The sequence below is a fragment of the Mitsuaria sp. CC2 genome (genome assembly GCF_048957715.1).
In the GTDB taxonomy this organism is placed as follows: domain Bacteria; phylum Pseudomonadota; class Gammaproteobacteria; order Burkholderiales; family Burkholderiaceae_C; genus Roseateles.
This window is the reverse complement of record NZ_JARVXN010000011.1, coordinates 254,790-267,818: the sequence shown is the minus strand read 5'-3', so window position 1 is coordinate 267,818 and position 13,029 is coordinate 254,790. Positions and strand designations below refer to the sequence as shown.

At 70.4% G+C, this 13,029-nt stretch carries 11 protein-coding genes; 2 read left to right on the top strand and 9 right to left on the bottom strand.

Annotated features, from left to right (window positions below; translation table 11 throughout):
- Nucleotides 1-153 precede the first annotated feature (153 nt).
- The 8 genes from PV762_RS07135 to PV762_RS07100 all read right to left on the bottom strand — a co-directional run bounded on the left by PV762_RS07135 (nt 154) and on the right by PV762_RS07100 (nt 8,998).
- Complete coding sequence (locus tag PV762_RS07135; protein ID WP_421034333.1) at nt 154-873, bottom strand: anti-sigma factor; 720 nt, start codon at nt 871-873, stop codon at nt 154-156.
- Complete coding sequence (locus PV762_RS07130) at nt 873-1,577, bottom strand: sigma-70 family RNA polymerase sigma factor (RefSeq protein ID WP_421034332.1); 705 nt, start codon at nt 1,575-1,577, stop codon at nt 873-875. Before PV762_RS07130 ends, PV762_RS07135 begins: the two co-directional genes overlap by 1 nt.
- Nucleotides 1,578-1,609: 32 nt before the next feature.
- Nucleotides 1,610-3,673, bottom strand: coding sequence for a TonB-dependent receptor (locus PV762_RS07125; RefSeq protein ID WP_421034331.1), 2,064 nt, complete (start codon nt 3,671-3,673; stop codon nt 1,610-1,612).
- Nucleotides 3,670-4,887: a HupE/UreJ family protein gene (locus PV762_RS07120; RefSeq protein ID WP_421034330.1), complete on the bottom strand. Its 1,218-nt coding sequence runs from the start codon at nt 4,885-4,887 to the stop codon at nt 3,670-3,672. The genes PV762_RS07125 and PV762_RS07120 overlap by 4 nt, the downstream gene beginning before the upstream one ends.
- Entirely contained in the window at nt 4,884-6,059 is a 1,176-nt protein-coding gene (locus tag PV762_RS07115; RefSeq protein ID WP_421034329.1) for a hypothetical protein, read from the bottom strand. Before PV762_RS07115 ends, PV762_RS07120 begins: the two co-directional genes overlap by 4 nt.
- Complete coding sequence (locus PV762_RS07110) at nt 6,056-6,400, bottom strand: hypothetical protein (RefSeq protein WP_421034328.1); 345 nt, start codon at nt 6,398-6,400, stop codon at nt 6,056-6,058. The genes PV762_RS07115 and PV762_RS07110 overlap by 4 nt, the downstream gene beginning before the upstream one ends.
- A gap of 14 nt (nt 6,401-6,414) precedes the next feature.
- Nucleotides 6,415-7,944, bottom strand: a complete 1,530-nt coding sequence (locus PV762_RS07105) for a DUF4331 domain-containing protein (protein WP_421034327.1) — start codon at nt 7,942-7,944, stop codon at nt 6,415-6,417.
- 322 nt (nt 7,945-8,266) lie between these two features.
- Nucleotides 8,267-8,998 carry a TetR/AcrR family transcriptional regulator gene (locus PV762_RS07100; RefSeq protein WP_421034326.1) on the bottom strand — a complete coding sequence of 244 codons (732 nt, stop codon included), beginning with the start codon at nt 8,996-8,998 and terminating at the stop codon, nt 8,267-8,269.
- 110 nt (nt 8,999-9,108) lie between these two features.
- Between PV762_RS07100 and PV762_RS07095 the strand changes: the two genes are divergently transcribed.
- Both PV762_RS07095 and PV762_RS07090 read left to right on the top strand, forming a co-directional pair.
- Nucleotides 9,109-10,242, top strand: a complete 1,134-nt coding sequence (locus tag PV762_RS07095; RefSeq protein ID WP_421034325.1) for an FAD-dependent oxidoreductase — start codon at nt 9,109-9,111, stop codon at nt 10,240-10,242.
- A gap of 101 nt (nt 10,243-10,343) precedes the next feature.
- Entirely contained in the window at nt 10,344-11,939 is a 1,596-nt protein-coding gene (locus PV762_RS07090) for a hypothetical protein (protein ID WP_421034324.1), read from the top strand.
- Nucleotides 11,940-12,046: 107 nt separating this feature from the next.
- Here PV762_RS07090 and PV762_RS07085 read toward each other — a convergent pair whose 3' ends face one another.
- Nucleotides 12,047-13,024, bottom strand: coding sequence for a Bug family tripartite tricarboxylate transporter substrate binding protein (locus PV762_RS07085; protein ID WP_421034323.1), 978 nt, complete (start codon nt 13,022-13,024; stop codon nt 12,047-12,049).
- Between the last annotated feature and the right edge of the window lie 5 nt (nt 13,025-13,029).

Here is a 13,029-nt window from a genome sequence, read left to right as displayed (position 1 = left end):
GAGGGGGCATCGTAGACACGACGCACGACGACCGGTGATGTCGACAGTCCCGCACGACACCGAGATCAACCAGGATGCCGTGTACGCGGCAGCGCGGCTGTCTACTCGGTGTCGCTGCGGGTGGCTTACTGATCGGCGCCCCCCTCTGCTCCGTCAGATCCCTCCCGCCGACACGATGGGGCCCGTCGGCTTGCCGGTGCGCGAGCCGCCGCTGGGCTCCAGGCTGACGGCGAAGGCCTGGGTGTCGGCCAGCAGGTTGGCGCGCGTCACCGTGGTCGGCGCGTCCCCCGCCGCGATCAAGCCGAGCGAGCGCGGCGCGCCCGCCTTCGGCACGGCCCAGAGCTCGAGCGCGTGCGCCGCGTCGATCTCCACGGGCGCCAGCGGCTTCAGCACCAGCGCCCGTCCGTCCGCCGACACGCTGGCCACGAAACCGGTCTTGACGAGCTCGACGCCCTCCGGTGTGCTGCGCAGCACCACGACGATGGGCGCCGCCTCGGGAACGGGCCGCACGACCAACACCCCCAGGACCACCGACGCCGCGAGGGCGACGGCGCTGAGGCCGCGCCAGAACCGCAGCGGGCCGGCACGGCCGCGGTCGGTCGTCGGCGCCTCCGCCGCCACGCGCCCTGCCACGCCCTCCGTCGCACCGAAGAGCCGCGTCTGTATCGTCGCCCACACATGCGGCGGCGGTTCGACCGGTGCCACCTGCCCCGCCAGCAGCTGCAGTCGCGCGGACCAGGCCGCCGTCGCCGCGGCGAGCGCAGGATGGGCCGGCAGCAGCTGTTCGAAACGGCGACGCGCGCCGCCTCGCAGCGTGCCGACGGCGTAATCGGCGGCCAGCCGTTCTGCGCGTTCGGGATGTCCGTAGTCCATCAGACCGCCCTGCCCATCGTGCCCAGACGTTCGGCCGCGCGGTCGAGGCAGCCGCGCAGGCTCGACAGGCCGCGCCGCACCCAACTCTTCACCGTGCCGAGCGGCTGACTCATGTGCTCCGCCACCTCGGAATGCGACAACCCCTGAAAGTAGGCCAGCGCCAGGCTGCTGCGCTGCTCGCCGCTGAGCTGCGACATGCAGCGCTCCAGCGCGTGGGCGCGGTTCGCGTCGTCCAGCAGGTCCAGCGGGCTGGGCTGGTCGCTGGGCATCTGGTCGAGCAGGTCGCGCTCGCCCTCCCCGCCGCCCGGCCCGCCGCCCGCTCCGCCATCAAGCCCGCCGAAGCGGCTGATCGTCGCCGGCTGCGCGGCCCGTCGGCGCAGGCTGTCGATCGCCCGATGCCGCGCGATCGTCGTGAGCCAGGTCAACACCTTGCCGTGCGTGACGTCGAAGCTCGGCGCCTGCCGCCACACGGTGATGTAGATCTCCTGCAGCACGTCCTCCGCGTGGGCGCGATCGCGGTTGATGCGCAGCACCATGCCGAACAGCGCCGCGCTGGTGGCCCGGTAAAGCTCGTCGAACGCGCGCCGGTCCGCCGACGCGACGCGCGCCATCAGATCCGCCAGGCGCGCGTCACGCTCGGGATGAGCCGGCGGCAGCGCGTCGGCCCGTTCCTGCGGGCCGGAGTCTTCAGAAGGGGACGTCATGCCGGCATATACGCAGCAACTGCGCGAACGGATCAAAAACTTCGGCGCAGGGTGACGCGCAGCGTGCGCGGCTCCGCCGGATGGACGTGGCGGTCGGCCACGGCCATAGCTTCACCCGGAAGACGCGACTCGTAGAAGTACTCGATGTCGTTGACCCGCCTGTCGAACAGGTTGAAGACATCCAGCGTCACCTCCGTCTTCGCGCCGACACGGCGGTTCACGCGCAGGTTGGTCGTCAGCGACGACCGCGACCGCACGCTGTCGTCCTCGATCAGCGGCGCGCTGCCGAGGTAACGCCATTGCAGGCTGGCGGACCAGGGTCCCAGTTCGCGCGCCGTCACGCCGAAGGAGGCGACCTTGTCCACCGCGTTGGGGATGCGCACGCCGGTGGGATCGGCATCGGAGAACCGTGCCCGCGTCCAGGCCAGATCGGCATCGATCAGCAGCCAGGGCACGGGGATGTAGCGGTTGTTCCACTCCACGCCGTGCCGCCGGCTGGGCCGATTGGCCTCGGTGGCGCCGGCGTCGCCGACGTAAACCAGCTCCGAGTCGAAGGCCAGCGTCCACCACGCCAGCGAACTCTGCAGCCCGGGCACGATCTCGCTGCGCACGCCCAGCTCGCGGCCCTTCGCCTTGACCAGCCCCGGCACCGGGTCCACCGGATCGCCGCTGCGCGGATCGACGCGGGCGGTCACGCCCCGCGCGTCATTGCTGTGGAAGCCGCGACCGGCGTTGACGAAGAATTCCGTGCGCGACCAGGGTCCCAGGACCAGCGAGAGCTTCGGCGACGCCAGGGTCTGCCGCGCCGACCCGGCATTCGTCGCGTTGCTCAGGCTGTCGACGCGGAAGCGCGCCTGGTCCGCGCGCAAGCCCACGACGGCGCGTGCCCATGGCGCGAGCGCCACGCCGAGGTCTCCGTAGACGCTCGCCAGCGTTTCGCGCACCCGGTCGTCGCGCGTCGTGCCGATCGTCGCGCGCGCCTCGGTGTCGAAGAGCCCCACCCGCGCGCGGTCCTGACGCAGTTGCACGCCAATCTCGCCGCGGGCCGGCAGACCGGCGAGCGTGGTGTCCACCGCATGGCTCGCGCTGAGACCGTAGATCTTGCGATCGTCCTTCTGCGCGAACTGGTCGCCGGTGTCGGGGCGTTCCATCGCATAGGTGAAGTTCGAGTAGAGCGACAGCCGGTACGCCATCGCGTAGCCGGCCACGCGGGTGCTGTGGTCGCCGTCGTCGCGGGACCACTCGCCCGACAGGCTGCTGCGGCGCGTGCTGCCGCCGTCGGTCGGGTCGATGGCATCGAAGCGTCCGAACGGACGCCCGTTGAAGCTGCCGGCATCGATGAGTCGCTGCGGCACCTGGTCGGTCGAGGTCCAGTCGGCGCGGTAATCCATCAGGCCGACGCGCCAGCGATCGGTACCGACGGCGCCCGACAGGCTCAGCACGAGATTGCGCCGGTTCAGGTCTTCCGGCAAGCGCCACGGCCCGTCGTTGCCCATCGCCTCCACCGCGCCCAGCAGTTGCACGCCCTCCGAGAGGCGCGTGGAGCCCGCCGCGAGCGCGCGCCGGTAGCGACCCTCGCCCAGCGTCAGGCTGACGAAGGGCGCATCGAGCTCGCGTTGGTAGTCGATGTCGGCCGAGCCCGCCGCGGCGAAGTCGCCGTTGCGGGCGAAGTACGGTCCCTTGCGGTAGTCGATGCGCTCGACGATTTCCGGGATCAGGAAGTTCAGATCGGCATAGCCCTGCCCGTGCGCGTGGCTGGGCATGTTGACCGGCAGGCCCATCACCGTGGTGGCGAAGTCGGTGCCGTGGTCGAGGTTGAAGCCGCGCAGGAAGTACTGGTTCGCCTTGCCGTCGCCGCTGTGCTGCGTGACGATCAGGCCGGGCACGAATTCCAGCACCTCGCCGGGTCGCAGCACGGGCCGGCTCTTGAGCAGCGCCGCGCGGACGGTCCCTTGCGACGCGGCGTCGCTGCTGCCCACGCCGTTGTCGTAGTGGCGGCCGTCGACCTCGACCCGCTCGAGCGCGAGGGTCTGCGCCGTCGAGGTCAACGCCATGGCCGCCGCGGCGATGCCCGTCACGACATGATGGATGCTCATGCGCCCACTCCCAGGATCTGCACATCGAAGAGCCGCTCGACCAGCCAGACGACCGCGATCGACGCGACGGCCGCGGATCCCGCGCCCAGCACCCATCGCGGATAGCCGCGCCAGCGTCGGGTCGTCCAGGCCAGCGGCACCAGCACGGCGACGATCGCCAGTTGTCCCGCCTCCACGCCGAGGTTGAACAGCACCAGCGGCGCCATGAGTTCGGACCGCGCGAGGCCGAGGTCCTTCAGCGCGCCCGCGAAGCCGAAGCCGTGTACCAGTCCGAAGAGGAAGGTCAGCCGCCAGCGCGTCTCGACCAGCACCGGCCGCAGGTTGTTCAAGGCGGCGAGCAGCACGCTCAGCGCGATCAGGCTCTCGACCCAGCGCGACGGCGGATCGACGACATCGAAGACCGCGAGCGCCAGGGTGATCGAGTGGGCCACGGTGAAGGCCGTGACGACGCCGAGCACGCGCCACAGCGCCGGTCGCCACGCGGTGGCGGGTTGCCACTGTCCGCCCTGCCGACGCAACACCGCCGGCAACAGCAGGACGACGAGGAACAGCACGTGATCAATGCCGATCCAGATGTGGTGGACGCCGTCGCGGAAGATGCCCGCCAGGCCGTGCGCGGGGTGACTGTCCCCCTCCGCGGCCTCCGCGGCGTCCGCGGAGCCATCGCCGCCCGAGGGTTCCGGGCGAAGCGCCAGGCGCATGTCCACCGTTCCCGGTGCGACGACGGCCGTCCTTGCCGCACCGCCCTGCCGCCAGACCAGCACGCCGCGATGCGACGGGTCCGTCATCGCGAACAGCCCATAGGAGAGCGCGCCGGTCGCCGGCGACGACGCGCAGGACCAGGTCCGGACCAGCACCGCGTATCGGCCGTCGCTGTGCTGCTCCAGCTGCAGCGGCGCCTGTGCGCCCGGCCGGCAGACGGCGCCCTGCACATCGCGGACCTCCAGCCGGACCCCGCGCTCGGCGATCGACTCGATATCCGCCGTGCGCGACCGGACCTCGCCCCAACGCAGCAGGCCGTCGTCATCGGCGTCGAGGACCAGATCGCGGTCCAGGTCGCGCAGGGCGATGTCGACGCGCAGCGTCACGACGCTGCCGTCCGACCGCAGTTGCAGGTAGGCGTCGCTGGCCTTGTGGGCCTCGGCGACAGACAGCCCCATGACGGCGGCCAGCGCGACACCGCCTGCGAGGACGCGCCGGACCCACGCGTTCATGGACGCTTCTCCAGACGTCGGTCCTGCATCGATTGCTCGCGGACGAAGCGCCGGACGGGCTCGGCCGCGTCGGGTTGCTTCGCGGCCCGTGCGGCGCGCACGAGCAGCACCGCATCGGCCGGTTCGCGCTGCTGCGCCCAGTTCGTCAAGGCCTCCTCCAACGCCGTCGCCGCGTCGCCCCGCACGTCCAGCGCAAAGCGGCCGCGCTCCCGTGCATGGCTGGTGTCGCCGCGCAACGCGGCGGCGTCGAAGCGCTGCTGCATTTCCGTCGCCGCGCGCCCGGCTTCGGGACTGCCTGACCGCGTCCAGGCGATGGCCAGGCGCAGCAGCAGCGCGTCGGGGATCTGGTCCAAGCCCTCCAGCTGTCCTGCGCGGACGATGGCAGCGGCCTCCTTGGGGCGGCCGGCGTCCAGCAGCCAGTCGGCATACCCCGCGCGGACGTAGAGGTCGTCGTCCAACTGCAGCGCCCGTGCATACAACGCTCCCGCCGTCGCCAGTCCCTGCCGCTCGGCAAGCTCGGCGCGCAGCAGGGCGATCCATGCATGCGGCGCGCCCGGCGCGCGGTCGAGTGCGGCCAGGCGTTGCGTCGCCTCGGCGTCTTTGCCCTGCAGACTGTCCAACTCTGCAAGACACGCGTGCCCGTGCGAGAGCGACAGCGGTGGCGCCGCCAGCCGCTGGCACCCCTCCCGCGCCTCATTCCAGCGGCCGCGCACCTGCAGAACGCCGGCACGCGTGAGCTCTGCCTGCGCCTGGAGCGCGGCCGGCAGCCCGCGCTCGCGCAGCAGCCGGTCGAGTTCCTCCAGCGCCGGGTCGAAGTCGTGCCGCGCCTGCAGGACCGTTGCCTTCAGCAGTCGCGCGGCCGGCGGCGCAGCGGGATCGTTCCACCAGGGTTGCAGCCAAGCCTGCGCGGTGCCGAGGTCGCGCGGGTCGCCGTAGCGACGGCTGCGCTCGACGGCTTCCCGCGCCGCGCGCAGCGCCAGTCCGAGATCGCGCGGCTGCTGCGCCAGCACGCGCTGCTCGGCACGCTGACGCGCGCGCTCGCCCGCCGAGCCGGCACGCAGCGGCAGCCGTTCCACGACCTCGTCATCCTGACGAGGCGTGAAGGGTTGCGCCGACGCAGCGGCTGCGACGGTGGCGAGGCACGCGAGCGCGAGGGCCCGCGCGGTCTTCAAGTGACGGACGCCGGTTCGTCGGTCTCGCTGGCGGGCGGCGTCGTCACGTTGTCGGCCGTCAGCGGCTCCGCGGTCTCGCTGCTCGACTGCGAGGTCGTCAGCGTGAACTGCGTGTAGGCCGTGGACGAACCGAGCGCGCTGTCGGGCACCGACGCCGGCTTCGGATCGCCGGGGACGCCGCTGTCGCCGTCCCCGTCGCCGCCGAAGCAGCCCGCCAACATCAAGGCGGCGCCGATCGCCGTCAGCGCGAGCGCGGGTCGGCCGACATCCGCCAGCCGCCCGGCGCGGGGCCGATCGCCGGGCCCGGTCGACGCGGCCGATTCGGAAGAGGATTCACTCATGATGGGCTCCTCGTTCATTGCGTACCGCCGGTGGGCGTATACAGGTAGGGGAAGCCGGGCAGCAGCGGCACGACGGCCTGGTCGACCGCGTCATGCAGCTTGAAGGCGGTGGCGCCCAGCGGCACGGCGGACGGCTTGCAGGCCGCGCCGAAGCCCAGCGCGTCGGTGTCGCCGTTGGCCACGCACAGTCCACCCATCACCGCCACCAGCGAGATGTCGACCACGTCGTCCTTCGGGCGGCGGCCGTTCGGATACCCCGCGTTGTCGCTGCCCTGCGCGAGCAGGTTGCCGACGATGCCCAACCGGTTCTGCTGCGCGAAAGGCACCGCCGCGATGGACGTGTTCAGGCGGAGCTCCTCCGACGCGACCGCGTTGGCGGGCTGGTTCACGCCCTTGATGCCGGTGAGGAAGGTGGTGACCAGGTCGTTGCGCGGCAGGTTGGTCGGTGCGGAGCCCGGCAGGTTGAGCACCGAGGCGAGCAGCGCCGGCAGGGTCGGGTTGGTCACATAGGTGGCGAACTGCGCGTCGTCCTTCGGCTTGGACGCATTGAAGCGGTCCTTGTCCGGCAGCCCGATGACGACCTCGTTGACCAGCGGCATGCCCAGGCGGGAGACCTGCACCCAGGCGCCTCCGGCCTTGTCGGCGGTCTGGTGGCCGGCCTTGGGCGACGGATCGAGGATGCGGGCCTGACGCATGCTGGCGGAGGTCCAGCCGCCGATGACCGGTTCCGCGCCGGCGACCAGGCAGCTCTTGTGCACCTCGAGCGCGAGCGTGGTGACATTCTTGCCATCGAGTGTGTTGGGCGCGGCGTTGATCTGGGCCGGGTCGGTGATCAGTCCGACGGGCGCGTTCACCAGGTCGAAGATCGTGCCGAGGTTGACCGCGAACGGGTCCTTGCGCTGGCCGACGAAGACCTTGCCCGGCTGGTTGCAACCGGGAATCGTGACCGGGTAGATGTGCTTGGCCGCATAGGCCGTGTAGTCGGCGATCGTCTTCTTGCCGATGTTGTCCACGGGCTTGTCGAAGGTGGTCGCGCCGCCGGAGGCGTTGGCGATCGGGGTCCGCGTGCCGGAGCGGCGGTCGCCGCGCACGATGTCGACGGTGTAGCTCTCGTTGACGTTGAGCGCGGCGGCCTTCACGTCGGAGACGGTGCCGGACTGGACCAGCGGGATGGCGACGTTCTTGTCGCCGATCGCCAGCGTGGTGGCCTTGAGCGTGTTCTTGAAGCGGAACTGGAAGGTGATGTCTTCCTTGGCGTCGCCGTTGTTGTCGACGTGGATCTCGTAGAGCGCGTTCGGATCCATCGCGTAGTAGTTGGGGCCCGCGAACGGATCCTGCAGCGGCACGTAGTTGGCGATGAGCGTCACGTAGTCGGCGCGGCCGGTCTCGTAGCTCATGAACATGTAGAAGTCGGTCGCATCCGCCTTGGGGACGGTGGTGATGAAAGGCGCCTCGCGGTGGCTCGACGCGAAGGCCAGCCCGGCGCAGAGCGCGCTGGCGGCGAACAGCCCGACGCGCAGGGGCGTCGATGGGAACTGGGTCATGGAAAGCTCCTCGTTGTTGAGGGAACGGTGTGGTGGAGGCGGGAGCGGATGAGCGCCGCCCGAGTCCCTTTACGCATCGGACCGCGCGCTGGATGCGTCGCCGCCCTCTTCGTCGCGGATTTATTTCGACCCGCGGATCCGCGGGGCAAGGGCGCGACCCGTGTGCCCGCGAAAGCGTCAGTCTTCGAGGGGACAGGGACTTCGCGTTTCCGATGCATCCGATCGATAGGATGCTGCGTACGCTCGCCTCGCCTCGCCTCGCCTCGCCTCGCCTCGCCTCGCCTCGCCTCGCCTCGCCTCGCCGGCGCAGGTGCGCTTGCCGCTAGCGCTTGCGCGCCCTGGTTTCCGTGGACCGCTTGATCCCGCCGAGGATCAGATCGATCCCCGCGAGGAAATCGCCGCGGTCGTCGTGGTCGCGCAGCTGGTTCGCGACCGATCGCGTGAACGGGTAGTCGCGTTCGTCAAGCGCCGACCAGGCGTCGGCCACCTCGCCGAGGAAGTCCTCGCGATCGAGCGCCCGCGTCTGCGCGGAAAGCCGGTTCGCGGCGTTCTGTCCGCCGACGCCGAGGATGTAGTGCAGCAGCGCCGAGGTCGCGGACCATTGCCCTGCCGCCGGCGCGCCGAGCGCCCTCACCTGCTGCCCGATGCATTCGAACAGGCGCACCGTCGGCAGCGCGCCGGCCGATTGGAACAGCGCCGATCCGATCCACGCGTGCTCATCCATCGCGTCGAACATGCCGAGCGCGAGCGCGCGGATCGTGTCTTCCGGCGACTGCGCACCGGCCGGAGCGTCGGCGTTTGCGTCCAGCTGCGCGGCCATCACCGCTGTCATGACGCCCGCGATCACCGCGTCGCACGCGGCGACGAGCAGATCGCCCTTGTTGGCGACGTGCCAGTAGATCGCGCCGGGCCCCGTGGCGAGCCGCTCCGACAGCGCGCGGAAGGTCAGGCCGCCCTCCCCGGCGCTGTCGAGCAGCTCGATCGACGCGTCGACGATGCGATCCCGCGAGAGCGAATCCTCCCGCCGTTGAGGCGAACGTGTCTTCTTGACCATGCCCCGATCTTGACACAACTGGAACGCCGCTCCATCATCATGGAACATCATTCCATACATCGATCCTGTGTCCCTTTCAGGCGATGTCACCCCACCCTGAAGGACTCAAGATGACACGCACGATCGCGATCGTCGGCGCCGGCCTCGGCGGCCTGATGCTCGCCCGGGTACTCCACGTCCACGGCATCGCCTCCATCGTCTATGAGGGCGAAGCCTCGCCCACCGCGCGCAACCAGGGCGGCATGCTCGACATCCACGATGACAGCGGCCAGATCGCTTTGAAGGCCGCGCGCCTGCACGAGGCGTTCGTGCAGCTCATCCATTCCGGCGGGCAGGCCTCGCGGGTGCTTGACAAGACCGGCGCGGTGCTGCTCGACCAACCCGACGACGGCACCGGCGGCCGCCCCGAGGTGCGACGCGGCGAGCTCCGTCGACTGCTGCTGGAAGCGCTGCCCGCCGGCACGGTGCAATGGGGACGAAAGCTCGCGTCGGTCGCCGCGCTCGGCGACGGCCGGCACGCGTTGACCTTCATCGACGGCTCGACGGCAAGTGCGGATCTGCTGGTCGGTGCCGATGGCGCCTGGTCGAAAGTCCGTCCGCTGCTCTCGCAGGCGAAGCCCGAGTACGTCGGCACGACCTTCATCGAAACCTATCTGTCCGATGCCGACGTCCGCCATCCCGCGAGCGCCGAGGCCGTCGGCGGCGGTGCGTTCTTCGCGATGGCGCCGGGCCAAGGCATCTTTGCGCATCGCGAGCCGGACGGCGTCCTGCACACCTACGTCGCGCTGCGCAAGCCGATGGCGTGGGTGTCGGAGATCGAAGCCGCCGAGCCCGCGGCCGCGCTGCGTCTCGTGGCATCGGAGTTCGAAGGCTGGGCACCGGCGCTCACCGCGCTGATCACCGACGGCGAGACCGATCCGGTGCTGCGGCCCATCCACGCGCTGCCGCCGGATTCCCGATGGCCACGCGTGCCCGGCGTGACGCTGATCGGGGACGCGGCGCATCTGATGGCCCCCGCGGGCGACGGCGCGAACCTCGCCATGGTCGACGGCGCCGAGCTCGGCGAAGCCATCGCGGCGCATCCGGACAATCTGGAGGCGGCGCTATCAGCCTATGAGTCAGGGATGTTCACGCGCAGCGCCGCCGCGGCCGTCGGCTCGGTCGAGGTGCTCGACGCCTGCCTCGGAGAGGACGCGCCGCACAGCCTGCTGCGGTTCTTCGCGCAGGCGCGACACACGGACTGATCGCTCCGAATTCCGGCGCTGCAATATCCGCTTTCGGCCGATGGCGCAGCCCCGTTGACCGGGCTACCTTCGACGGTGTCACCCACGCGAGGAAAACACGCATGTCCGCCCGCGACCGCACTGCGCGCAGCCAACGAACCCGGGCTGCCACGGCGTCCCATGAGCCGAAGGCGCCGCAGTCCGCGCGAAGCGGGCAGGACGGGCCGGACCATCGCCTCAGCGCGCTGCAGTTGGCGATCGACCGGTCCCCGCGCATGCTCGCGCAGCGGCGGGTGCTGGGCGCCTCGTCCGATCCCGCCCTCCTGCGTCCTACGCCGTCGGTCCCACCGAACGCACCGGTCCAGCGCAAGGAGAACGAGCTCGCGGTGCAGTCCCATCCCTGGCGGACGATGAAACAGGAGATCGCCGCCCAGTACCAGCCTCCCGACGGCGCCCTCGACGAACTCTGGAGCAAGACACCGACATTGGCCTCGATGGCCAAGTACCAGCAGGGCGGTCTGCCCTACCACTCCCGGGCCCTGGTGGCGAAGACGCCGACGGGCAGTCGCCCCAGCAATCCTGCGTCGGTGACCGTGCACGGTCAGACCGGGAACGCCGAGGCTCTCCTGCGCGGCGGCGTCACCGGCGAGCCCTACGACGGGGGCCATCTGGTCGCCTACAGCGTCATGGGTTCTCCCGCCAACAGCTACGAGAACGTGGCGCCGCAGGGCAAGAAGCTCAACAACGGGCCCTTCTCGCTGTGGGAGGACAAGGTGCTGGGCGGCGCGATCCGGCACACCACGGATCTGCTGCTCAAGCGCGGCGTCAAGGACTTGCCCCACACGTTCGACTACGACGTCTTCGTGCGCTACCCCATGTCCCACTACAGCGTCAGCCGCGAGACCCTGGTGGACGCCGGGCTGGCGCCGAGGTCGCATATGAAGGAACTTCCCGAGGAGTTGCACCTGCTCAAGCGCATCCCGCAGCATTGGTCGGCCCACGCGCAGCCCCTGGCGCTCCCCACCGCGGCGGAGCTCGGCATCGATGAGCGGCCCGATACCCCGTTCCTCCTGGGTGAATCGGCACGCACCGCCGACTACGGGGTGGTCAGCGGCACCACACCGAACCAGAACTTCACGGCACGCGGGCCCAAGACGCTGGTGGATCCCTTGAACTACGGCATGGAAGGCGAACTCTCGCAAGGCACCTTGGACAAGTTCAGGCGCACACCGAAGAGCCTGGTCAACAACCCGAGGCTGAACAACTTCAGCGCACTCAAGGGGAACGGTGCGGCGGACTGGATGATCGACAACCCGTTCTCCGGCAGCAATTTCTCCCTCGAAGAACTGGGCAGGCTGGTGCCGTTGATCCAGATGCAGAACTCGAAGACGGTCAAGGGCGCTACCGGACTGCGCATCGTCAATTCGGACTACCAACGCTGGACGTCGACGGAGATCAGCGTCGACGTGAGACGGGTGTTGGACGGTCAAGAGCCGTTGACCATGACTCGACCGCAGATGAGCGACGTGGTCGAGTCGACCTTGCAGTTCGCCGGCACGATCCAGGGCTTGCTGAGCGACAAGAAGCCCCCGAAGCTCGTGCCCAGGGATGCCAACACGCTCGACTTCACCTCGGCCCGTCAAGTGACGCCAGAGACGTCCGGTCTGCCGGACTACGCCACGCTGCGCTTTGAGGCGGCCGAGACGCAGCCCGATTGAAGCGTCGCGCCGGCAGCCGCTCCGGCGGCCCCCCTTCCGCCCGTCCGACGATCAACGCCAGCGATGCTGCGCGACGCGGAGCCGCTCGCGCGGCCACCCGACGGCGGTCACTCGACCGTGATGCTGCGGTCCTTGATGAGCGTCGCCATGCGTTTGAGCTCGGCGTCGACGAACTTCTCGGACTCCTTCACGCCGCCGTGGAAGGCGTCGCCGCCCAGTTCCGCGATTCGCGCCTTGACCTCGGGCGAGGCCAGCGCCTGCTGGACGGCCTTGGACAGGCGCTCGATGACCGGTACCGGCGTATCCGCCGGGGCGAACAGCCCGTTCCACTCGTACATCTCGAAGCCCGGCAGGGCCGCCTCCGCGCCGGTCGGCACGTCCGGCAGCGCGACCGAGCGCTTCTTCCCGCTGACCGCCAGCGGACGCAGCTTGCCCTGCTTCACGTACTGCAGCGTCGAAGCCACGTTGCCGAAGAACACCGGCACCTGGCCGCCGATCACGTCGGTCAGCGCCGGACCGCCGCCCTTGTAGGGCACATGCATCATCTCGACCTTCGCGGCCTGCTCGAACAGCACGCCGGCGATGTGCTGGGCCGAGCCGTTGCCCGACGAGGCGAACGCGACCGCGTCCGTCTTCGCCTTGGCCGCGGCGATCAGCTCGGCGGCGTTCTTCGCCGGGAACTGCGCGTTCACCAGCACGACGTTGGGGAACAGCGCCGTCACCGCGACCGTCTTGAAGGCCTTGCCGTGCTTGTAGGGCGAGTTGGGAAACAGCGTCGGCGTGACCGCGTACGAGGACGCGTCGAACAGCAGCGTGTAGCCGTCGGCCGGCGCGCGCGACACGGCGCCGGCGGCGATCTGGCCGCTGCCGCCCGGGCGGTTCTCGATGATGACGGTCTGACCGAGCGCCTCGCCGACCTTGGGCGCGATCAGGCGCGCGATCAGGTCCGCGCCGCCGCCGGGCGGGTAGCTCACCATGAAGGTCACCGGCTTGGTCGGCCAGGCCTGCGCCGAGGCGGCGCCGGAAAAGCTGGTCAGGGCGGCCAGGGCCAGCGCCGTCAGCACGGCATGGCGTCGTTGGGTCATCGTGG